Consider the following 22,610-nt stretch of genomic DNA (forward strand, 5'->3'; position numbering starts at 1 on the left):
GGTCTCCCCGGCTCTCCTCTACGACATTATGAAAACTCTGATATTTTTTCTTGCGGCTACGTTCATTTCCATGAATGCCAGCGCAAGCGTTGTGATCAACGAAACGCGTGTTATTTATCCGGCCAGCGCCAAATTTGTGTCGGTGCAACTGGTAAACGACAGCGAACAAACCCATCTGGTCCAGTCATGGATTGACGAGGGCGATGCTTCCGCCGCGCCGGAGAAAGTCAAAGTGCCGTTTTCTCTGCTGCCTCCGGTCGTAAAAATGAGCGGACACGCCGGACAGGCTCTGAAAATCTCGGCGATGAACACTCAGTCGCTGCCAAAAGACCGCGAAAGTGTGTTCTGGCTTAACGTTCTGGATGTCCCTCCCGTCCCTGAAGGCAGTGGTGATAGCTACCTGCAGGTGGCCATTCGCAACCGCATAAAACTGTTCTATCGTCCGGATGTACTGAGCGATCTCGACAGCAGCGTAGCGGAGAAAATTACCGTTTCAACTTCTGGCGGTCACACCTGCCTGAAGAATAATTCGCCATATTACATGACCATCCCTCAGGTCGTGACCTGGCAGGGGGGCGAGCTAAAGCAAAGCCGAAAAGATAATTTACTGGCTGAGACTGCGTTTATTCCGCCGTTTGGCTGCGCGCTGGTGTCCAGCAAAATTCAGTCCGGTGGGCAATATCGCCTTACCTGGCTTGATGATTATGGCGCAAAGAGATTCAGCACTATCCACTGATATCCCAGATAAATGACTCCAGGTTCAATTCTGATGAAAAACAGTTCTCTGTTTCGTATAAGTTTGCTAGTTCACTCTGTCAGCCTCGCGATATTTTCATACGGCGCGTTGGCAGAGGATTTTAATAGCAGCCTGCTGGTAGGTAATTCAGCAGATATGGACTGGAGTAATTCTCGGCTGGTTATGACGCCGGGGGCTTATGATTTGGATGTTTTTGTGAATAACGTCTGGCGCGGGAAATTTAATATTTCCGTCGCTAATGATGACAAGGGTACTCTGCTTATTAATAAAGACGACGTATCTCTACTGGATATTCAGGGGCTGGATGACATCGTAAATAAAAGCACCGCTGAAAAGCTCGACGTTAATACCCTGCTACACGGAGGGAAAAGCGCCCTGATACCCGGCACACTGCGTCTGGATTTAGAAGTACCTCAGGCTTTCGTAAAAGAATATAGCCGTAACTGGGTGTCACCGCAAAAATGGGATCAGGGAATTAATGGCCTGTATACCAATTACAATTTCAACTATTACAATTTTCACGGTCTGCAGAATGGCTATAGTGACAGCGATAATCTGTATTTATCGCTGAACAGCGGACTAAACCTGTATGGCTGGCATTTTCTCGATAGCTCATCGTGGATGCGCTACAGCGCAATGAACAAAGGTAGCTGGATAAATACCACGCGTTTTGTTGAAAAACCAATTGCGGCAATCGATTCGGTACTGCGCATTGGTCGAAGCTATACGACGTCTGATTATTTTGACACGGTCCGTTTTCGTGGGGTGACACTGAATAAAAGTCGTCAGATGTTACCGGACAGCGAAAACGTTTATATGCCGGTGATCGAAGGTGTTGCAACCAGTTCAGCGGTGGTCAGTATCTCCCAGGATGGTCATATCATCCACCAGACCAATGTCCCGCCAGGTCCCTTTGCCATCCGCGATCTGATGCCTACCGGCTCACGCAGCGATTTATCCGTCGAGGTAAAAAACACTGGCGGCAACATTGAGCGCTTCATTGTGCCATTCTCCTCGATCCCGGATATGCAGCGCCCCGGCAGCAGCGACTATCAGATTAACGTCGGGGCGGTGGACATGCGCAACGTCGACGATAGCAGCCATTTTACCCAGGTGAGCTATTCACGTGGGGTGAATAACTACCTCACTGCGTCAGCGGGCGGGATCTGGAGCCAGGATTATCAGTCTCTGCTTCTGGGAGGAGCGGTTTCCGTCCCCTACGCTGGGTCACTCTCGGCTTCCGTGGAGGAGTCGCAGTATCGTCTGCCTGGCGAGAGCCGTCGCCACGGAGAAAAATACGCGCTGTCCTGGAGTAAATACTTCCCGACCCGCACCAATATTTCGCTGGCTTCGTATTATTACCGTACTCAGGATTACGCTTCTTTTAGCGATTATATCCTGACCAAATCCAATATTAAGGATTATGGCGGAACGGGCACCTCAACGATCAACAGCAAACAAGCCTTTAGCGCCAATATTAATCAGCCGCTGGGGGAACAATTTGGAAGACTGTCGCTTTCAGCCTACTGGCGCGATTACTGGCGCGGTCAGAAAAGTAGCCGTCAGTACAACCTGACCTGGAGCAATGCCAGTCACGGCGTCAACTACTCGGTTTCGCTGCGCCGCTCGGAGGTTACGCAGTCCTATTACGACTATGAAACCAATTATGAAGGCGACCTGGTGAGCGCGTTGCGTTCACGCGGTAAGACGGAAAACAACCTCTATTTTTCTGTCACGATACCGATGTCGATATTCGGCAGCGGCGGCAGCCTGTCTTCTCATGCCAGCGTGCAGAACGGCAAATATTCCTCTTCTGATGTCAGCATGAGCGGGAATATGCATGATGTTGACTACAGCCTGATGCTGAGCCACGACAGTGACAACGATTCGCGGGCAGCCGATCTCTACACCAACTGGAAAAATGACTATACCAGCATGAACAGCGGCGCGACGCTGGCCCGTGAATATCGCCAGCTAAGCCTGGGTGCCAGCGGCAATCTGCTGGCATGGAAAGGTGGGCTGCTGGCGTCTCCTCATAACGGACGTAATTTTGTCATTATTGAAGCGCCAGGAGTGGTGAACGCGGTCGTTAACGGCGATACCTCCGCACACACCAACAGCAAAGGTATCGCCCTCATCACCAGCGCGACACCGTACCGACAGAATAATTTCCATCTGGAGCAGGATGGAACCCAAAAAAGCGACGTCGACCTTGAAGGTAATTTACTCAATGTGGCGCCGTACGAAGGCAGTATCAGCTGGCTGAAGTACAAAACTGACACGCGCAGACTCTTCACTTTTGATGTGCAAACCGCTGAAGGGGGTCAGTTGCCGTTTGGCGCGGTTGTCAGCGGTGCCGGGAATGAAGAGGTCGGCTATGTCGCACAGGGGAGTCAGATTTTTATTAAGTCAGAGACGCTTCCCGCCAGCCTGAAAGTGAATATCAGCAAAGGCAAGACTAAAAAATTCTGCACTATTTCCCAGCCTGCAGAGCATGCTGAAAATATTTGTCGCTAACTCAGTTTACTCAGCTAACAGAATCAATCATGAAAAAATTATTTTATCTTATGGTTACGGCCATAATACTGACCGCAATCCCAATATTATCTGCACAAGCACAGTCGCAGGCTCAGTCTCGCGGTGTAACAGGCGATACCTGCCGTAATTCCGGCATACTTTTTTCCAGCGTCGCAGAATCGGATAAGTCGCTAAATCTTTCATCGGCTTTCGTGAATTCAAACGTCGTTGAATATTCCTATACCACCAGTTGGTCGGGTAGTATGACCTGTACTTACGGAAATATCGGGATCGGTGGTCTGGCGCAAGACCACTTATATTATTTTACCGGTTTCAACGGTTCTCCTGTTTATTTGAATTTCAACAGTGCGGATGGTGAAAGTAGCTACTGGATAAAATTAACGTCCACCATTAGTGGCGATACCAAAGTGACTGTCAGCGGTATCGTGGGCATTCACTCTCTGTCATATCAGACACAATATACGCTGCGGGCGGAATTAATGTCGGCTCCACCTGTGGGAATGGAAAGCTATACCAAAACCACAACCAGCGGCGCACTGTCGGTCATCCCTGCGGTGATGAGCGGTACCGGAAGCGGCTCCAGCTCACCGTTCCTTTCCAGCAAAACATATGCTTATCGCGCCTGGTCCAATATGATGTCTGAAACCGCACGCAAAAGCTGGAATACCGATTATTTTATTGCTTATGAGAAGCTAACGATTCAGTTTGAGCCAAAAGAAACAACCTGCAATATGACGCGAGACATGAGCGTGAAATTACCCCCCGCTCCGTTTAGCGTCCTGAAAAAAAATGGAAAGGCAGATGGTGCCGATTTCACCATCCCGCTGAAATGCGGCAACCTGGCCGGAATTAAAACGTCTACCCGCAATGTTAAGGCCTGGTTATCCAGCAATGATTTAGTCAGTTCGGATACCAGCTACCAGATAATGGTCAACGATGAAACCACAGCGGGAGGGGTAGGTATTGCCATTCGTAGCCGGATGTTTATGGGTGACTATGATGAGGTGCAAATATCCAGTAGCAATAATATGGAACATGCCTCGCAAATATTAGATATCGCTAAAGATGATGATATAAGCAATACGCAATACATTTATCTTCATGCTTATTACAAAGTTTATAACGCCTCAGCATTATCAACCGGTAGCGTGGTGGCGACTGCGCAGATAATGTTTGGCTACGATTAACCCCCCTATTTTACTGTGGCCCAGACGGGCTACAGGAAGTTTTTAATTTAATTCTCATAAAGGATTTTATGAAAATATCTGTTCAAACCGTACTTGATCTTCTGCACAGCATTATGCACCCGCTTTCTCCTGAACTGGTGCATCATTTGCAACGCACGGGTCTCATTTGCTGGTATCTCGGAAATCGAGCCGGTTTTGACAGTGCAACCATCAATAACGCCTGGCTTGCGGGTATGTTGCACAATATCGGGGCGCTGAGCAAAGTGCATCCCTTCAGTGGCCCCCATGGTAAAGCCTTTATTGAAGAGCATGGACGACTTGGCGCCTCAATGATGTCCGGCGTACGTTTTTTACAGCCAGTGACCGCAATTCTTGAAACGCGCCACGCGGATGCCTTGGGTTACACGCAGAATACAATGCTAAATACCTGGCATCTGGTGCATCTGGCCGATGAGTTTGAGCTGTGGCTGCGCGGGATTGAAGGTGACTATGTGGCCCAACGGAATAATATTGTTTCCGGTTTTCTGGCCAGTAGCCCACTATGGCCATCGTGCCTGGTCGAGGCGCTACAGGATGCCAGCCATGAGGATGGTTTCTGGTTTCGCCTGAGTTCGCCCTCATTACAACAGGTGCTGCGCGTTATCAGCCCGCTCAATGATGTGGTGCTGGATCACCATGATTTTCTGGAGGTCTGCCTGCTGATTTCGAATATCGTCGATAAATACAGCAGCTTTACGCAGACTCACAGTACCAGCGTGGCTCACGTGGCGGCGAAGCTTGCGGAGCTGTACGGCTGCGATCGCTACACCCAGGATAAAATCCGCATCGCGGGGTACCTGCACGATATTGGCAAGCTGGGTATTCCACTGGAAATCCTCGAGAAGCAGGGAAAGCTGGAGCCGGACGAGTATGCGCAAATGAAGCGCCACAGCTATAAGACGCTGGAGATGCTACACCCTATTGAAGAGCTGGGTGAAATCGTACACTGGGCGGCAAGACATCATGAACGCCTCGACGGCAGCGGCTACCCTTTTCGTCTGGGTGCGGCTGCGCTGGATATCCCTTCGCGTATTATTGCTGTGGCTGATGTTTTCACCGCGATGATCGAGAACCGCCCCTATCGTCAGGGGATGTCCAGCGAAAAAGCATTGATTATTCTGGAGGAAGAGGCGTCAAATTTTCGTCTGGATCGGGACATTGTCGATCTGCTAAGCCATAATATTGCAGTGCTCAGACCTTTGGTTGCGATGTACTAAGCCAGGCATAACCCGAAATCGCAGCCGCGCAGAATGCATATTCTATAAATTTACCGAAAGAAAACGCGAATGAAATATTTGATAGCCAATAGAGTCATTTACGATAGCGAGAGCGGGGAACTTGTGGTCAAGGAACCCGGAAACGAGCAAAGTAAAAGGCTAACAAATACCGCTAACCGTATTCTTTCGTTGCTGATTGCGTCGCCAGGCCGGGTACTTGAACGTGATTATCTTCTGGATAAAGTCTGGGAGGAAGCGGGCCATCCGGGTTCCAGTTCATCGCTGAGCCAGTACATTAGTATCCTCAGAAAAACATTAACGTCCTTAATATTCATTGAGGAAATTATTGTAGCCGTACCCAAGGTGGGCTTTTACTTCTCACCGGAAATCGCCGTCGAACTGCAGAATGATGAGGAAAGGGTGAGTACCACACCTCTTCCGGTATCCCTGCGTAAGGCGGCAACGAAGGATAAAAAAAATCTCTGGCTGATCGCGGCTATCGCGTTTTTGCTGCTGGCCAATCTGTGGATACTCAGCCAGAAACAGGAATCACCGCGTTTTGCAGCGGAATACAGCATTGGTGAAATCGGGAGCTGCAAATTTACTGCCTATGAAGATTTATCGGAGGAAGTTGACCCTCAGGTCATGAATATTATCCGTCAGCTACAGCCTGAACTTGAGCAAAAGTGTGCCCGGAAACCCGCGCAGATTATGGTTTATTTTCAACCCAGCGTTCTTTACGGTAGCCATGGTCGGTTTTTCTACTCTTATTGTCCAACAGATAAGGCAACAGCAAAAATTGTCTATTGTGAGAACCATTACGCTTTTAACTGGAAATTAAAATGAAGCTGATGACAACCTTAGTGCTGGCAGCGGTCGCGTTGATTTGTCTGTTAACATGGCAACTAAACCTGCGATCGGGTGTTTATTTTGACGAACGCTGCTTTGCTAATGCCACCTATGTTGACGCTTCGGATAACGCTCTCTTATTCAAAGGGAATATCACGTTTGAATTTAACAAGAACGAAACGGGCGTATTTAATCTTTCGGGCAATATTGACTATCAGGGGCGTCAATATCGATTGTCGCGTTATATAACATTTACCTATCATAACGTCAGCGGCAACCAGTATCGCATGAATACGACAACAAAAGATATCATGGCTCACGATAATGTGCCGGAAGACATTACCCTGCTGACAACAAAAATATTTGGGATGGAAGGGGAATACGTTATCTCCTTAGACAAAAAAGACAATAACTATATTACGATTGCAAATACCTTATCACCCTTAATGAACTGTGTGATTCAATAACAGGGATAGTGTTATACATTCACTATGAAAAGAAATAATTGTGTCAATTGTGAAGAGTGCGGTTTTGCAGAACTGTGCTCTGCCTATCTTTTCAGGCAGAAAGATCCATTGTTTATCCGCAATCTGGAGACAAAAAAGAAGATTGCCAGAGGTGAATATATTTATCGTCGGGGAGAGAAAATAGACGAGCTGTATGCCCTACGTAGCGGGGCCGCTAAGGTTTACGATGCGCGCGGGCAACTGATGGGGATCGTTTTGCCAGGACAGGTGATGGGCGTGGAGGAGCTGCACATCGGGTACAGTCAGCAGGATATTCAAGCCGCAACGGAAATAGAAGTTTGCGTACTGAGAAGCGATCATTTCTACGAAATGAGCCAGCTGATGCCAGGGTTTACAGATTTTATTGTCAGGATCCTGTCACGTTCGGCGCAGGAAAAACAGCAATTTATTTCAGTATTGACCAAAAGTGATACCTTGCAGAAGGTTCAATATTTCCTGCAACTGTTGTCTCGCACTTATAAAGAGTATGGCTTTGAGCATCTCAACCTTGAGTTACCGATCAGTAAGAAAGAACTGGCCCAGGTTCTGGGCATTTCGATATCCACCTTGTCGCGTGCCCTGGATAGCCTGAAGGATCAGGGAATTATTTCCGTGCTAAATAAAAAAGAGATAACGCTAATGATGTCAGACAAAAAATAGCGTCTGAATGAGGATGTTCTTGTCATTTCTTAGTTTCATCTCAAAAAAAACAGTAAATCATTTATTGTCCAGTGTATCCCTTTGAGGAAAGCACCGGACTCATTTTTCTTAAAAACAAAGAGTTAAGGTTTTGCCCAATGTCGTTTGTCGTATTCTCTGATGATATTTTTTTTACCCGGTCTGCGGGAGGGCTGATGCCAATAGATAGCCTGCGCGAAGATAACTTATGTATTATTGATATTGAATCTTTCTTCAGCTTGCATGATATTAAACATCGTGTTTGTAATGAACTGACCGACGGCTATTCTATCATTTTTGTAAAAGGCCGAGGGATGTTATCAAAGGTGCTCTCATCACTGGAGGGTATCTCCAGAACCGCCTCTGTAACTGAGTTTATCCGGTATATTAATGAAGGCCGAAGATATACTGTCTATCATATACTCACCATAATTGATTATTTGCGGGAGCTACGTAACCTTACCCATACCGAGATTTCCGTAGCCTGTGCGTTACGCCGACAAATAAATATTAATGCCACATCCCAACTTCTGCACTGCTCAACGAAAGCAGTGTATCAGCGGGTATCAGCCTTGGCTCAGAAAATGAACCTCAGATACGGTACCCAAATCCAGTATTTCTTGTACCGCGAATATACCATTGAGGAACTCCAGCAGATAAATTGCATGAAACATCGTCCTGATACCGGTGTATTCCAGAATAATGGACCGACCCCACATCTGTAAGCAGATTCGCTCCTCACGACGAGGCCTGTCTAATGGCCTCCTTACTGAGGTATCGCCCCGGTTGTCGTAAAGGTTGAATCACCACGGATTTAACAGACACCTCAGAGTCATTTATGGACTTATCTTTGTCGCCAGGCTTCATCATTTCTACCGCTTTAAACGAAAGTAGCTTTCCCTCTTGTTTTCCTGCCATAAAGACTCCGTTATCATGCACCTTATGCAGTCATGAACATCAAGGTAGGTTACTCTGTATATGCCCATATTTTACCCAGGTATAGGTTGGCAAGGCACACTTTAACCCACCTTTAAATGTAGGATTTCATGATATTCGATGAGACAACGTGAAACTTAATGATAACCACAAAAATCACTAACTCATTAAAAATTAAGAAAATGGACATCATAAACCGATGAGTACAATAGAAAACTTAGACTCCCACACCCCCATGATGCAGCAGTATCTCAAGCTGAAGGCTCAGCACCCGGAAATACTGCTGTTTTACCGCATGGGCGACTTTTACGAACTGTTTTATGACGATGCGAAACGCGCGTCTCAACTGCTTGATATCTCCCTGACCAAACGCGGCGCATCTGCGGGCGAGCCAATCCCGATGGCAGGCATTCCTCATCATGCGGTAGAAAACTACCTCGCCAAGCTGGTCAATCAGGGTGAGTCCGTTGCTATTTGTGAACAGATTGGCGATCCGGCGACCAGCAAAGGCCCGGTTGAGCGCAAAGTGGTACGTATTGTCACACCAGGCACCATCAGTGATGAAGCGTTGTTGCAGGAACGCCAGGACAACCTGCTGGCCGCCATCTGGCAAGACAGTAAAGGGTACGGCTACGCTACGCTGGATATCAGCTCCGGGCGTTTTCGTGTCAGTGAACCCGCTGACCGCGAAACCATGGCCGCGGAATTGCAGCGCACCAACCCCGCTGAATTGCTGTATGCCGAGGATTTTGCCGAAACCTCACTGATAGAAGGACGTCGCGGCCTGCGCCGTCGTCCGCTGTGGGAATTTGAAATTGATACCGCCCGTCAGCAGTTAAATCTGCAGTTCGGCACGCGGGATCTGATTGGCTTTGGCGTGGAAAACGCCCCACGCGGATTATGCGCTGCCGGCTGTCTGCTGCAATACGTAAAAGATACCCAACGCACCTCGCTGCCGCATATTCGTTCCATCACCATGGAGCGTCAGCAGGACAGCATCATTATGGACGCCGCCACACGCCGCAATCTGGAAATCACCCAGAACCTGGCGGGCGGGGTGGAAAACACGCTGGCTTCAGTACTCGACTGCACCGTGACGCCGATGGGTAGCCGTATGCTCAAGCGCTGGCTGCATATGCCGGTCCGCGACACCAAAATCCTCACCGAGCGCCAACAGACCATCGGCGCGCTGCAGGATACCACCAGCGAATTACAACCCGTGCTGCGTCAGGTAGGCGATCTGGAACGTATTCTGGCGCGTCTGGCCCTGCGTACTGCGCGCCCGCGCGATCTGGCCCGTATGCGTCATGCCTTCCAGCAATTACCCGCACTGCGCGCGCAACTGGAAAACGTAGATAGCGCCCCCGTGCAGATGCTGCGCGAGAAAATGGGTGAGTTTACTGAACTGCGTGAACTGTTGGAACGTGCCGTCGTGGAAGCTCCGCCGGTGCTCGTACGTGACGGCGGCGTCATTGCCCCAGGCTACAATGAAGAGCTTGATGAGTGGCGAGCGCTGGCTGATGGCGCCACGGACTACCTCGACAGACTGGAAATCCGCGAACGCGAACGCACCGGTCTGGACACGCTGAAAGTAGGATTTAACGCCGTGCACGGCTACTACATTCAGATCAGCCGTGGGCAAAGTCATCTGGCGCCAATTAACTACGTACGCCGCCAGACATTGAAAAACGCCGAACGCTACATTATTCCGGAACTGAAAGAGTACGAAGACAAAGTTCTGACCTCAAAAGGCAAAGCGCTGGCGCTGGAAAAACAGCTGTATGACGAACTGTTCGACATGCTGCTGCCACACCTGGCTGATTTGCAACAGAGCGCCAGCGCGCTGGCGGAGTTGGACGTGCTGGTCAACCTCGCGGAGCGTGCTTATACCCTGAATTACACCTGTCCGATCTTCACCGATAAACCCGGCATTCGTATTACCGAGGGACGTCATCCGGTGGTTGAACAGGTGCTGACCGAGCCGTTTATCGCCAACCCGCTTAACCTCTCGCCTCAGCGACGAATGCTGATCATCACCGGCCCAAACATGGGGGGTAAAAGTACCTATATGCGCCAGACTGCGTTGATTGCGCTACTGGCCTATATCGGCAGCTACGTTCCGGCACAGAAAGTCGAGATCGGGCCTATCGATCGTATCTTTACCCGCGTGGGCGCGGCGGATGATCTGGCATCAGGTCGTTCCACCTTCATGGTAGAAATGACCGAAACCGCCAACATTCTGCATAACGCCACTGAGAACAGTCTGGTGCTGATGGATGAGATTGGACGCGGTACCTCCACCTACGACGGCCTGTCGCTGGCATGGGCATGCGCAGAAAATCTGGCAAATAAAATCAAAGCATTAACTTTATTTGCGACCCACTACTTCGAACTGACGCAGTTACCGGAGAAGATGGAGGGCGTCGCTAATGTGCATCTGGATGCGTTAGAGCACGGCGATACCATCGCCTTCATGCACAGCGTGCAGGATGGCGCGGCGAGCAAGAGCTATGGTCTGGCAGTCGCTGCCCTGGCTGGCGTACCGAAAGAGGTGATCAAGCGTGCGCGGCAAAAACTGCGCGAACTGGAAAGCATCGCGCCAAATGTTGCCGCAACCCAGGTCGACGGTACGCAGATGTCGCTGCTGTCAGTACCGGAAGAAACGTCACCCGCCGTTGATGCGCTGGAAAATCTCGACCCGGATTCACTAACGCCTCGCCAGGCGCTGGAGTGGATCTACCGGTTGAAAAGTCTGGTGTAGTAAAAAGAACCCGATAGCGGTAGCCCTAAAGAAAAAGGCCAGTCCCAATGAGACTGGCCTTTCTTGATAGAACTTGTGCTTACTCGCGGAAAAGCGCTTCGATATTCAGTCCCTGAGTCTGCAGAATTTCACGCAGACGACGCAGACCTTCAACCTGAATCTGGCGAACACGTTCACGAGTGAGACCAATTTCACGGCCCACATCTTCCAGTGTCGCAGCTTCGTACCCCAGCAGACCAAAACGACGTGCCAGCACTTCACGCTGCTTGGCGTTCAGTTCGAACAGCCATTTGACGATGCTCTGCTTCATATCATCGTCTTGCGTGGTGTCTTCCGGACCGTTTTCCTTTTCATCGGCCAGAATATCCAGCAACGCTTTTTCGGAATCGCCACCCAGCGGGGTGTCTACCGAGGTAATACGCTCGTTGAGTCGGAGCATACGGCTGACGTCATCAACCGGTTTATCCAGTTGTTCAGCAATCTCTTCTGCACTCGGTTCGTGGTCCAGTTTATGCGACAACTCACGCGCGGTACGCAGATAGACGTTCAGCTCTTTTACAATGTGAATCGGCAGTCGGATCGTACGGGTTTGGTTCATAATCGCCCGTTCGATCGTCTGGCGGATCCACCAGGTTGCGTATGTTGAGAAGCGGAACCCACGTTCCGGGTCAAACTTCTCGACGGCACGGATAAGCCCTAAATTGCCCTCTTCAATCAGGTCCAGCAAAGCCAGACCACGATTGCCATAACGACGAGCAATTTTCACCACCAGACGCAGGTTACTTTCAATCATGCGACGGCGAGATGCGACATCTCCACGCAGTGCGCGACGCGCAAAATAAACTTCTTCTTCGGCTGTTAACAGTGGTGAATAACCAATCTCACCAAGGTAAAGCTGAGTCGCGTCCAACACACGCTGTGTGGCCCCCTGCGATAACAGCTCTTCTTCAGCCAGGTCGTTATCACTGGGTTCCTCTTCACTCAAGGCTTTTTCATCAAAAGCCTCTACTCCGTTCTCATCAAATTCCGCATCTTCATTTAAATCATGAACTTTCAGCGTATTCTGACTCATAAAGGTGGCTCCTACCCGTGATCCCTAACGGAACTAGCACGTGAAAGCCTGGTTCCGCCTAATTATCGCTGCGGTAAATAGCGCAGCGGGTTTACGGATTTCCCCTTGTAACGAATTTCAAAATGCAAGCGTGTTGAACTGGTTCCGGTGCTACCCATGGTAGCTATTTTCTGCCCCGCCTTGATTTCTTGTTGTTCCCGGACCAGCATTGTATCGTTATGGGCGTAGGCGCTCAGGTAATCATCGTTATGTTTGATGATAATAAGATTACCGTAACCACGCAGCGCATTACCGGCATAGACGACGCGTCCATCTGCGGTCGCGACAATAGCCTGTCCTTTGCTGCCTGCAATGTCGATCCCTTTATTGCCACCTTCGGTAGCTGCAAAGTTTTCGATCACTTTGCCGTCAGTCGGCCAGCGCCATGTAGAGATTGGCGAGCTAGTCGACGTTGAGCTTGCAGTTGATTCGGTTGTGCTAACTGCTGGAGCCGTTACAGGCGCTGTGACCACAGTCCCAGCAGGCTTGTTGTTCGGCAACATTTTGTTAGCACTTTTTTCACCTGAATCCTCAGAATACGTAATTGTTGGTTTCGAAGCAACAGCAACGGTGGAATTTTGTGCAGGGTTGGTCACAACTCCTTGCTGTGCTGCATCCGCCTGGGTGATGGCATTGCCACCGGTAATCGGTGCGCCAGACGCGTTGCCCACTTGCAGAGTTTGACCGACATTCAGGCCATACGGGGCCGGAACGTTATTGCGTTGTGCGAGGTCACGGAAATCGTTCCCGGTGATCCAGGCAATATAGAAAAGGGTATCGCCTTTCTTAACAGTATAGGTACTGCCGCCCGTGTAGCTACCTTTCGGAATATTCCCATACTTACGATTGTATACAATACGACCGTTTTCCATCTGCACAGGCTGTTGAGCAACAGGCTGGATTTGCGTTGGCTGTGTGGTTGGTTGCTGCACCGACTGGATCTGTGGCGTCTGCTGTACTGTCGACGTCGAGCCCATTTTGGGTGGAGGCGTAATCAGCATGCCAGAACTGGTGTTCGTTGATGCACTACCGTTAACCGAGCTGACCGGCGCTGGTGGATTCGAGGTGTTTGAACAACCTGCCAACCATAGTGAAACCAGTGACAATGCCGCAATGCGGCGAACGGTAAATTTGTGGCTTCCCGCGCTCATTTATCCCCCAGGAAAATTGGTTAAAACCAGTGACGTAATCACCGTGCAAGGCACCGTCACAATACGCTTACTCTTTCGAGAATAACCAGGAAAACTCCAGGTATTCAGCAGCGCTATCTACGCAAGCTCCCCTTTCACTAAGGGAACGAAACGTACGGCCTCCACGGTATCGATAATAAATTCGCCTCCCCGACGACGCACCCGCTTCAGAAACTGGTGCTCATCGCCCACGGGTAAGACGAGAATGCCGCCCTCATCCAGTTGCATCATCAATGCGGTTGGGATCTCGGGCGGCGCTGCCGTTACAATGATAGCGTCAAACGGAGCTCGCGCCTGCCAGCCTTGCCATCCATCACCATGACGGGTCGAAACATTATGTAAATCAAGCTGCTTCAGGCGGCGACGCGCCTGCCATTGCAAACCTTTAATGCGCTCAACGGAGCACACATGATGCACCAGGTGCGCCAGAATCGCCGTCTGGTAGCCAGAGCCAGTACCAATTTCCAGCACCCGAGACTGCGGCGTTAGCTCAAGCAGTTCGGTCATTCGCGCAACCATATAAGGCTGCGAAATTGTCTGCCCCTGACCAATCGGCAGGGCAATATTGTCCCAGGCCTTATGTTCAAACGCCTCATCAATGAATTTTTCACGCGGCACGGCGGCGAGCGCATCGAGGACAAGCTCATCTCTGATGCCCTGCGCACGTAATTGTTCAAGAAGAGTGTGTACGCGTCTGCTTACCATTGCGTGTCGACTCCCACGCTGTCTAACCAGTCAGAAACCACTTCATGCGCGCCGTATGCGGTTAAATCGACATGCAGCGGCGTGATAGAAACATAGCCTTCATCGACGGCGGCAAAATCCGTATCCGGCCCGGCGTCGCACTTTTCGCCCGGTGGCCCGATCCAGTACAGCGTATTACCGCGTGGGTCCTGCTGTGGAATAACCTGATCCGCCGGATGGCGACTGCCGCAGCGCGTGACGCGAATACCTTTAATCTGATCCAGCGGTAAATCCGGCACGTTGATATTCAAAATGCGACCGGTGCGCAGCGGTTCACGACTCAGCGCCCGTAAGATACGACAGGTTACTGCGGCAGCAGTATCGTAGTGTTTATGGCCATCGAGTGAAACAGCCAGCGCCGGGAACCCCAGATGACGACCTTCCATTGCCGCCGCAACGGTACCGGAATAGATAACATCATCACCCAGATTAGGACCCGCATTAATACCAGAAACGACAATGTCCGGACGCGGACGCATTAATGCGTTCACACCCAGATAGACGCAGTCGGTGGGCGTACCCATTTGTACGGCGATATCGCCGTTATCATAGGTAAAGGTGCGAAGTGAGGATTCCAGCGTCAGCGAGTTAGACGCGCCACTGCGGTTACGATCCGGGGCAACCACCTGTACGTCAGCAAACTCACGCAGCGCTTTCGCCAGCGTTTGTATACCGGGTGCGTGGACCCCATCATCGTTACTCAGCAATATACGCATAATCACCCATTGTGTTAATAAGTTCCCTTACAACACTGGTGGCGAAGCTACCTGCCGGTAGCCAGAAGCGTAACTCGACGGTTACGTCATCCCACCAGTTCCAGCTTAATTGTTGTGGATACAGCAACATAGCGCGACGCGACGCGTCGACTTTCTCGCGCAATAACAGAGACTGCAGCGCGGTTTCATCAGCAACAGCGGCTTTTTCAAACGCCAGTGCGTCGCGCTGAGTTCCCCACTCACCGCTGCCCGGTAATGCCGCTGTGATCATCAATTCTTTCTCATCGACGCGACGCTGTAATTCAGTGTGTTCTTCCTGTGTGGCGACAAACCAGCTTCCGCGTCCGGATAATTGTAGCGCATCGCCGTCAACAACTTGATTAAAGTCTGTTTTTTTCAAGCGTTCACTGACTATCTGATTAAACAACGCGCTACGGGCCGCCGACAACCAAAAACTGCGTTTATTGCGATCGCGCACCGGCGCATCGCTTTGTGCCCAGCGCAGCGCCCCTTGCAGGTTGCTACCGCCAATACCAAAACGCTGAGCGCCAAAATAGTTCGGTACGCCGCGTTCGCTAATCGCCTGCAAACGCGCTTCAACGTCATTTCGCTCGCTCACTTCACGCAACACCAGCGTAAATTCGTTGCCTTTCAGCGCCCCTAAACGCAGCTTACGCTTGTGGCGCGCGTACTCCAGAACTTTACAGCCTTCGAGCTCAAATTTGCTTAGATCAGGCATTGCATTGCCCGGTACACGCGCGCACAGCCACTGTTCCGTGACCGCATGCTTATCTTTCTGCCCAGCAAAGCTCACTTCACGGGCGTGAATTTTCAGGAATTTCGCCAGCGCGTCAGCCACAAAACGGGTGTTACAACCGTTTTTCAGGATGCGCACCAAAACATGCTCGCCTTCGCCATCCGGTTCGAAGCCTAAATCTTCGACGACAACAAAGTCTTCCGGATTCGCTTTCAGGACGCCATGGCCCAGTGGTTTGCCATGGAGATACGTCAGATCGTCAAACACAGTCATTTCGGTGCCTTAATGAGTAACGCCACTGCTTCACAGGCAATCCCTTCCTCACGCCCGGTAAAACCGAGTTTTTCCGTGGTGGTCGCTTTCACGTTAACATCATCCATATGGCAGCCGAGATCTTCGGCAATAAACACGCGCATTTGCGGAATGTGCGGCAGCATCTTCGGTGCCTGAGCAATAATTGTCACATCCACATTACCAAGCGTATAGCCTTTGGCCTGAATACGCCGCCAGGCTTCTCGCAATAATTCACGACTATCGGCACCTTTAAAGGTCGGGTCGGTGTCAGGGAAGAGTTTACCGATATCCCCCAGCGCAGCCGCGCCCAGCAGAGCATCGGTTAGCGCGTGTAACGCCACATCGCCATCAGAATGCGCCAGCAATCCTTTTTCATACGGGATGCGCACACCACCAATGATAATTGGGCCTTCTCCGCCAAAAGCGTGTACGTCGAAACCGTGTCCAATTCGCATTATGTCTTCTCCTGGTGGGTAGTCCGGGTCAGATAAAATTCGGCCAACGCCAAATCCTCTGGACGCGTTACTTTAATATTATCAGCCCGTCCTTCAACGAGCTGAGGATGTAAGCCGCAATATTCCAGCGCCGAGGCCTCATCCGTAATGGTTGCGCCTTCGAGGAGCGCACGGGTCAGGCAGTCGTGCAACAGCTCGCGAGGGAAAAACTGCGGCGTCAACGCGTGCCATAAATCGGTGCGATCGACCGTATGGGCAATGTCTGTTCGGCCCGGCTCCGCGCGCTTCATCGTGTCGCGTACTGGTGCCGCCAGGATCCCGCCGGTGCGGCTGGTCTCACTGATTGCCAGCAAACGGGCTAAATCATCCTGGTGCAGACACGGACGCGCGGCGTCATGCACCAGTACCCAACTGGCCTCACCTGCGGCTTGCAAACCGGCAAGGACAGAATCGGCACGCTCGTTGCCGCCATCCACTACGGTAATTTGGGGATGCGCGGCGAGTGGAAGTTGGGCAAAGCGGCTGTCGCCTGGGCTGATAGCGATAACGACTCGCGTCACCCGGGGATGAGCCAGCAGCGCATCAACCGAGTGTTCAAGAATGGTTTTATTGCCAATAGAGAGGTACTGCTTAGGACACTCTGTTTGCATTCGGCGGCCAAACCCGGCAGCCGGCACCACGGCGCAAACGTCCAATAAAGTGGCTGCCATGTTAAATCCCTGGACGGTTTATCGATTGTTTTGCCCTGCAGTCTGAGCGCGTTTAGACGCGTCAGGCACCAGACGATAAAAAGTTTCGCCCGGCTTAGTCATGCTGAGTTCGTTGCGCGCGCGCTCCTCAATAGCCTCTTGTCCGCCATTGAGATCGTCAATTTCGGCAAAGAGCTGATCGTTACGTGCTTTAAGTTTCGCGTTCGTAGCTTGCTGCGCAGCAACATCATCGTTGACGCGACTATAGTCATGTATGCCGTTCTTACCGAACCACAGCGAATACTGCAGCCAGACCAATAAAGCCAGCAACAGCAGCGTTAGTTTACCCATCCTGCCCCCTGAAAAACGGCATTAACATCCCATAACTTCCGCAGACAACTTTACATCAACGGTCGGGAATGCCGCGACAACGCGGGCAAATGTACCACATTTGCCCGTTGTTACGTATACCCCGTGTAAGGAGAACATAATCTCATTGTTGGTTACGGTTTGAATTATGACCAGAGAGTGAACAACATCAGCGATTGTTAAAAAAAGGCGTTTGCCTAACCCAACAACCACAGAAATAGCGCGCCAAACATCGCCCCAACCACCAGTAGGGTGCAGGTAATGCTCAGCAGCAACAGCCCCTTCAATAGGGAGTGCAGCGCAATACCCGCGACAATCGCCACGGGCAGCAATGCGAGGAAAAAGGGCCAGGTATAAATGAAGAAAAAGAGTGTGTTAGGGCCATAAATCAGAAACGGAATCCCCAGCGCCAACAGCCACGCGATAAAACCGACCACAGCACCCGGTAGTGACCAGGTGGTTTCATCGTCGGCGGCGAAGGTATCTGACTCTGTAATAGTAATGTTATGGCTGTTACGCATATCTAATCCTGTGACCGTGACTGACCGGGCATACAAGCTCGGGTGTCTCAGGATCTGATAATATCTTCCTGCCTCAGCAGGTCTAATAATTGGGGTACCAAATTTGTTACCAATTGTTCACCATCAAGATGAATCTCTGGCGATTCAGGCGCTTCGTATACCGAATCAATTCCGGTGAAATTGCGCAACTCACCCGCCCGCGCTTTTTTATACAGCCCTTTTGGATCGCGTAATTCGCACGTTGCCAGCGGCGTGTCGACAAAAACCTCAATAAAACGCCCTTCGCCAACGCGTTCACGGACCATTTTGCGTTCGGCGCGATGTGGAGAGATAAAGGCGGTCAACACCACAAGGCCCGCGTCCACCATCAGGTTAGCCACCTCGCCAACCCGACGAATATTCTCCTTACGATCGGCATCGCTAAACCCAAGATCGCTGCACAGGCCGTGGCGCACGTTATCGCCATCCAACAAATAGGTACTCACTCCCAGCTTGTGCAACGCCTCTTCCAGCGCCCCTGCTACCGTGGATTTACCGGAACCAGACAGCCCGGTAAACCACAGCACAACACCACGATGACCGTGGCGTTGTTCCCGCTGTTGCGGTGTAACAGGATGGGCATGCCAGACGACGTTTTCGTCATGCAGCGCCATTATTTTCCTCCCAGCAGATCGCGCGCGCCCCAGTGCGGGAAATGGCGACGCACCAACGCATTAAGCTCCAGCTCAAACGCGCTGAACTGAGAAGCCGCGGTGTGCTCCTGGACGATTGGCTCACGTACCAGCCCCGCGCCAACGGTAACGTTGGTCAGGCGGTCAATGATAATCAGCCCGCCCGTAACCGGGTTCTGCTGATAGGTATCCAGCACCAGCGGCTCATCAAAGGTCAGATTAACCAGACCGATGCCGTTTAGCGGCAACGCTTCAACATCACGTTGGGTCAGGTTATTAATATCAATCTGGTACTGCACGTTATCAACGCGTGCGCGGGTCTTCTTACCGGCGACTTTGATGTCGTAGCTCTGCCCAGGCGACAACGGTTGTTCCGCCATCCACACCACATCAACGGCAGCGCTTTGTACCGCAGGTAACGCTTCACCGGCATCAAGTAGCAAGTCGCCCCGGCTGATATCGATCTCGTCTTTCAATACCAGGGTGATCGCTTCACCCGCATGCGCTTCCTGTAAATCGCCATCAAAGGTTACGATTCGCGCCACGCTCGACTCAACGCCGGATGGCAGCACTTTGACACGTTGCCCTACCTTCACACTACCGGAGGCCAGCGTCCCGGCATAACCACGAAAATCCAGATTCGGTCGGTTCACATATTGCACCGGGAAGCGCATCGGCTGAGTATCAACTATGCGTTGAATCTCAACGGTTTCCAGCACTTCCAGTAGCGTCGGACCGCTGTACCACGACATGCTGGCACTTTGTGAAGCCACGTTGTCGCCTTCCAGCGCAGAGAGCGGCACAAACCGGATATCCAGGTTGCCCGGCAACTGTTCAGCAAAAGTAAGATAGTCTTCGCGAATGCGGTTAAATGTCTCTTCGCTAAAGTTCACCAGATCCATTTTGTTGATCGCCACCACCAGGTGTTTGATCCCAAGTAGCGTGGAGATAAAGCTGTGACGACGGGTCTGATCCAGCACGCCTTTACGCGCATCGATCAGCAGGATCGCCAGATCGCAGGTCGACGCACCGGTCGCCATGTTGCGAGTGTACTGCTCATGGCCGGGAGTATCCGCAATAATAAATTTACGCTTCTCGGTAGAGAAATAACGGTAAGCCACGTCGATGGTGATGCCCTGCTCGCGCTCGGCTTGCAAGCCGTCAACCAATAACGCCAGATCGAGCTTTTCGCCCTGAGTACCGTGACGTTTACTGTCGTTGTGCAGCGATGAAAGCTGGTCTTCATAAATCTGACGCGTGTCGTGCAGCAGGCGACCAATCAGGGTGCTTTTCCCGTCATCCACGCTACCGCAGGTTAAAAAACGCAGCAGGCTTTTGTGTTGCTGGGCGACCATCCAGGCTTCAACGCCGCCTTCATTAGCAATTTGTTGTGCAAGTGTCGTGTTCATGGCGGCTCCTTAGAAATACCCCTGACGTTTCTTCAGCTCCATGGAGCCCGCCTGGTCGCGGTCAATCACGCGGCCCTGACGTTCACTGGTGGTTGAGACCAGCATCTCTTCGATGATTTCAGGCAGCGTCTGCGCATTCGACTCCACCGCGCCTGTTAACGGCCAGCAGCCGAGCGTACGGAAACGCACCATGCGTTTTTTAATCACTTCCCCCGGTTGCAGATCGATTCTGTCGTCATCAATCATCATCAGCATGCCGTCGCGTTCCAGCACCGGACGCTCCGCCGCCAGGTACAGCGGCACGATGTCGATATTTTCCAGCCAGATGTACTGCCAGATATCCTGTTCAGTCCAGTTGGAGAGCGGGAATACGCGAATGCTTTCGCCTTTGTTAATCTGTCCGTTGTAGTTATGCCACAGTTCCGGACGCTGATTTTTAGGGTCCCAGCGATGAAAACGATCGCGGAAAGAATAAATGCGCTCCTTGGCACGCGATTTCTCTTCGTCACGACGAGCGCCACCGAACGCGGCGTCGAAACCGTATTTGTTCAACGCCTGCTTCAACCCTTCGGTTTTCATAATATCGGTATGCTTGGCGCTACCGTGAACAAACGGGTTGATGCCCATCGCCACCCCTTCCGGGTTTTTATGCACCAGCAGTTCACAACCGTAGGCTTTCGCCGTGCGGTCACGAAACTCGTACATCTCGCTGAATTTCCAGCCGGTATCAACGTGCAGCAGAGGGAACGGCAACGTGCCAGGATAAAACGCTTTGCGCGCCAGATGCAGCATTACGCTGGAATCTTTGCCGATGGAATACATCATCACCGGATTCGAAAACTCGGCGGCCACCTCACGAATAATATGGATGCTTTCCGCTTCCAGTTGCCGCAGGTGGGTAAGTCGTTTTTGATCCATAACCGTTCCTATGTAATGCCGTTATTTTGCTAACGATGCTCAGATAACCTGACTATAGGGAGGGCAAGAGGACGAATGAAATTACGAATTGGAATGAGTAGTTCCTCAAAGGAATAACGATCCGGAAAAGCAAATATCAAAAAGTGCTTAAGCTACCGAATTTAGGGCATTTAGGAGCAAATGAAATTGTTTTACCTCGATCACGGTTTCATACTAGCGGCTAAAAATTTCTGCTTGGTATTTAAGGACTCATTATGTTTTCCGCAACGCGCCCCCTTCTTGCAATCCTGGCGCTCGGCGCGTGCTTTATCCTTCCCGCACAGGCAACATCTTCCAAACCTGGAGATATCGCAAATACCCAGGCTCGATATATCGCAACGTTTTTCCCAGGCCGCGTAACGGGCTCTCCGGCAGAAATGTTGTCTGCTGATTATATTCGTCAGCAATTTCAGCAGATGGGCTACAGCAGTGATATTCGAACGTTTAATAGCCGTTATGTTTATACCGCCAAAAATAACCGTAAAAACTGGCATAACGTCACGGGGAGTACCGTTATTGCCGCACATGAGGGTAAAGCGCCACAGCAGATTATTATCATGGCGCACCTCGACACCTACGCCGCACAGAGCGACGCCGATTCCGATGCCAATCTGGGTGGATTGACCCTGCAAGGTATTGATGACAACGCCGCAGGACTTGGCGTGATGCTGGAACTGGCGGAAAAACTCAAAGACGTGCCGACGCAGTACGGCATTCGATTTATCGCCACCAGCGGCGAGGAAGAAGGCAAACTGGGCGCGGAGAACATCCTGAAGCGAATGAGCGCCGCCGAGAAGAAAAATACGCTGCTGGTTATCAACCTCGATAACCTGATCGTCGGCGATAAGCTCTATTTCAATAGCGGTAAGAAAACCCCGGAAGCGGTGCGAAAATTGACGCGTGACCGGGCGCTGGCCATCGCGCACAGCCGCGGTATCGTAGCCAGCACCAATCCGGGACTGAACAAAAACTATCCGAAAGGTACTGGATGTTGTAACGATGCAGAGGTCTTCGACAACGCGGGCATTGCCGTGCTCTCCGTTGAAGCAACCAACTGGAGTCTGGGCAAGAAAGATGGCTATCAACAGCGCGCCAAAAGCGCCTCGTTCCCGGCAGGCAACAGCTGGCACGATGTGCGACTGGATAACCAGCAGCATATCGATAAAGCCTTACCGGGCAGGATAGAGCACCGTAGCCGCGACGTGGTACGCATTATGCTCCCGCTGGTGAAAGAACTGGCAAAGGCGGGAAAATCCTGA

The 22,610-nt window shown here is 51.2% G+C and carries 23 protein-coding genes; 11 read left to right on the forward strand and 12 right to left on the reverse strand.

Annotated elements, in window-relative coordinates:
• Nucleotides 1–70 precede the first annotated feature (70 nt).
• From BZK42_RS10745 to mutS, 9 genes are all read left to right on the forward strand, one after another.
• On the forward strand, nucleotides 71–736 hold the full coding sequence (locus BZK42_RS10745; RefSeq protein ID WP_223949822.1) for a fimbrial biogenesis chaperone: 666 nt from the start codon (nucleotides 71–73) through the stop codon (nucleotides 734–736).
• 33 nt (nucleotides 737–769) lie between these two features.
• Nucleotides 770–3,274, forward strand: coding sequence for a fimbria/pilus outer membrane usher protein (locus BZK42_RS10750; protein WP_046274818.1), 2,505 nt, complete (start codon nucleotides 770–772; stop codon nucleotides 3,272–3,274).
• Between the two features lie 29 nt (nucleotides 3,275–3,303).
• Nucleotides 3,304–4,482, forward strand: a complete 1,179-nt coding sequence (locus BZK42_RS10755; RefSeq protein ID WP_046274817.1) for a fimbrial protein — start codon at nucleotides 3,304–3,306, stop codon at nucleotides 4,480–4,482.
• Nucleotides 4,483–4,550: 68 nt separating this feature from the next.
• Nucleotides 4,551–5,738 carry an HD-GYP domain-containing protein gene (locus BZK42_RS10760; protein ID WP_046274816.1) on the forward strand — a complete coding sequence of 396 codons (1,188 nt, stop codon included), beginning with the start codon at nucleotides 4,551–4,553 and terminating at the stop codon, nucleotides 5,736–5,738.
• Between the two features lie 69 nt (nucleotides 5,739–5,807).
• Nucleotides 5,808–6,584, forward strand: coding sequence for a winged helix-turn-helix domain-containing protein (locus BZK42_RS10765; RefSeq protein ID WP_046274815.1), 777 nt, complete (start codon nucleotides 5,808–5,810; stop codon nucleotides 6,582–6,584).
• On the forward strand, nucleotides 6,581–7,054 hold the full coding sequence (locus BZK42_RS10770) for a FidL-like protein (RefSeq protein WP_080859140.1): 474 nt from the start codon (nucleotides 6,581–6,583) through the stop codon (nucleotides 7,052–7,054). The genes BZK42_RS10765 and BZK42_RS10770 overlap by 4 nt, the downstream gene beginning before the upstream one ends.
• Before the next feature lie 108 nt (nucleotides 7,055–7,162).
• Nucleotides 7,163–7,753, forward strand: coding sequence for a Crp/Fnr family transcriptional regulator (locus BZK42_RS10775; RefSeq protein WP_242672050.1), 591 nt, complete (start codon nucleotides 7,163–7,165; stop codon nucleotides 7,751–7,753).
• A gap of 137 nt (nucleotides 7,754–7,890) precedes the next feature.
• A complete protein-coding gene (locus BZK42_RS10780) occupies nucleotides 7,891–8,496 on the forward strand; it encodes a hypothetical protein (RefSeq protein ID WP_065554345.1) in 606 nt (201 codons plus the stop codon).
• Nucleotides 8,497–8,906: 410 nt separating this feature from the next.
• Nucleotides 8,907–11,468: a DNA mismatch repair protein MutS gene (gene mutS / locus BZK42_RS10790; RefSeq protein WP_080859142.1), complete on the forward strand. Its 2,562-nt coding sequence runs from the start codon at nucleotides 8,907–8,909 to the stop codon at nucleotides 11,466–11,468.
• Between the two features lie 79 nt (nucleotides 11,469–11,547).
• On the opposite strand, the gene rpoS is transcribed toward mutS, so the two are convergent.
• The gene (gene rpoS, locus BZK42_RS10795) at nucleotides 11,548–12,540 is read right to left on the reverse strand and encodes an RNA polymerase sigma factor RpoS (protein ID WP_000081498.1); all 993 of its coding nucleotides are present in this window, start codon (nucleotides 12,538–12,540) and stop codon (nucleotides 11,548–11,550) included.
• Between the two features lie 62 nt (nucleotides 12,541–12,602).
• Nucleotides 12,603–13,685 carry a murein hydrolase activator NlpD gene (gene nlpD / locus BZK42_RS10800; RefSeq protein ID WP_223870213.1) on the reverse strand — a complete coding sequence of 361 codons (1,083 nt, stop codon included), beginning with the start codon at nucleotides 13,683–13,685 and terminating at the stop codon, nucleotides 12,603–12,605.
• Between nlpD and BZK42_RS29265 the strand changes: the two genes are divergently transcribed.
• Nucleotides 13,588–13,815, forward strand: a complete 228-nt coding sequence (locus BZK42_RS29265) for a hypothetical protein (RefSeq protein ID WP_225622947.1) — start codon at nucleotides 13,588–13,590, stop codon at nucleotides 13,813–13,815. The two genes, nlpD and BZK42_RS29265, sit on opposite strands and share 98 nt — an antisense overlap.
• Nucleotides 13,816–13,847: 32 nt before the next feature.
• Here the strand turns inward: BZK42_RS29265 and BZK42_RS10805 are convergent, their stop codons facing one another.
• The 10 genes from BZK42_RS10805 to cysD all read right to left on the reverse strand — a co-directional run bounded on the left by BZK42_RS10805 (nucleotide 13,848) and on the right by cysD (nucleotide 21,312).
• The gene (locus tag BZK42_RS10805) at nucleotides 13,848–14,474 is read right to left on the reverse strand and encodes a protein-L-isoaspartate(D-aspartate) O-methyltransferase (protein ID WP_003034172.1); all 627 of its coding nucleotides are present in this window, start codon (nucleotides 14,472–14,474) and stop codon (nucleotides 13,848–13,850) included.
• Nucleotides 14,468–15,229, reverse strand: coding sequence for a 5'/3'-nucleotidase SurE (gene surE / locus BZK42_RS10810; protein WP_016154207.1), 762 nt, complete (start codon nucleotides 15,227–15,229; stop codon nucleotides 14,468–14,470). The genes BZK42_RS10805 and surE overlap by 7 nt, the downstream gene beginning before the upstream one ends.
• Entirely contained in the window at nucleotides 15,210–16,259 is a 1,050-nt protein-coding gene (truD, locus tag BZK42_RS10815; RefSeq protein ID WP_016154208.1) for a tRNA pseudouridine(13) synthase TruD, read from the reverse strand. Before truD ends, surE begins: the two co-directional genes overlap by 20 nt.
• A complete protein-coding gene (gene ispF, locus BZK42_RS10820) occupies nucleotides 16,256–16,735 on the reverse strand; it encodes a 2-C-methyl-D-erythritol 2,4-cyclodiphosphate synthase (protein WP_080859144.1) in 480 nt (159 codons plus the stop codon). The genes truD and ispF overlap by 4 nt, the downstream gene beginning before the upstream one ends.
• Nucleotides 16,735–17,445, reverse strand: coding sequence for a 2-C-methyl-D-erythritol 4-phosphate cytidylyltransferase (ispD, locus tag BZK42_RS10825; RefSeq protein WP_046274807.1), 711 nt, complete (start codon nucleotides 17,443–17,445; stop codon nucleotides 16,735–16,737). Before ispD ends, ispF begins: the two co-directional genes overlap by 1 nt.
• An 18-nt stretch (nucleotides 17,446–17,463) precedes the next feature.
• Entirely contained in the window at nucleotides 17,464–17,775 is a 312-nt protein-coding gene (gene ftsB, locus BZK42_RS10830) for a cell division protein FtsB (RefSeq protein ID WP_003034163.1), read from the reverse strand.
• 215 nt (nucleotides 17,776–17,990) lie between these two features.
• The gene (locus BZK42_RS10835) at nucleotides 17,991–18,314 is read right to left on the reverse strand and encodes a DUF3561 family protein (RefSeq protein ID WP_016154211.1); all 324 of its coding nucleotides are present in this window, start codon (nucleotides 18,312–18,314) and stop codon (nucleotides 17,991–17,993) included.
• 47 nt (nucleotides 18,315–18,361) lie between these two features.
• Nucleotides 18,362–18,967, reverse strand: a complete 606-nt coding sequence (gene cysC / locus BZK42_RS10840; RefSeq protein ID WP_019077557.1) for an adenylyl-sulfate kinase — start codon at nucleotides 18,965–18,967, stop codon at nucleotides 18,362–18,364.
• Nucleotides 18,967–20,394 (reverse strand): sulfate adenylyltransferase subunit CysN, encoded by a 1,428-nt coding sequence (gene cysN / locus BZK42_RS10845; protein WP_016154213.1) that lies wholly within the window; start codon nucleotides 20,392–20,394, stop codon nucleotides 18,967–18,969. Before cysN ends, cysC begins: the two co-directional genes overlap by 1 nt.
• A gap of 9 nt (nucleotides 20,395–20,403) precedes the next feature.
• Nucleotides 20,404–21,312 carry a sulfate adenylyltransferase subunit CysD gene (gene cysD / locus BZK42_RS10850; RefSeq protein ID WP_003034152.1) on the reverse strand — a complete coding sequence of 303 codons (909 nt, stop codon included), beginning with the start codon at nucleotides 21,310–21,312 and terminating at the stop codon, nucleotides 20,404–20,406.
• 254 nt (nucleotides 21,313–21,566) lie between these two features.
• Between cysD and BZK42_RS10855 the strand changes: the two genes are divergently transcribed.
• Nucleotides 21,567–22,610: an aminopeptidase gene (locus BZK42_RS10855; protein WP_016157334.1), complete on the forward strand. Its 1,044-nt coding sequence runs from the start codon at nucleotides 21,567–21,569 to the stop codon at nucleotides 22,608–22,610.

Origin of the sequence: Citrobacter braakii, from assembly GCF_002075345.1 — a bacterium.
Taxonomy (GTDB): domain Bacteria; phylum Pseudomonadota; class Gammaproteobacteria; order Enterobacterales; family Enterobacteriaceae; genus Citrobacter; species Citrobacter braakii.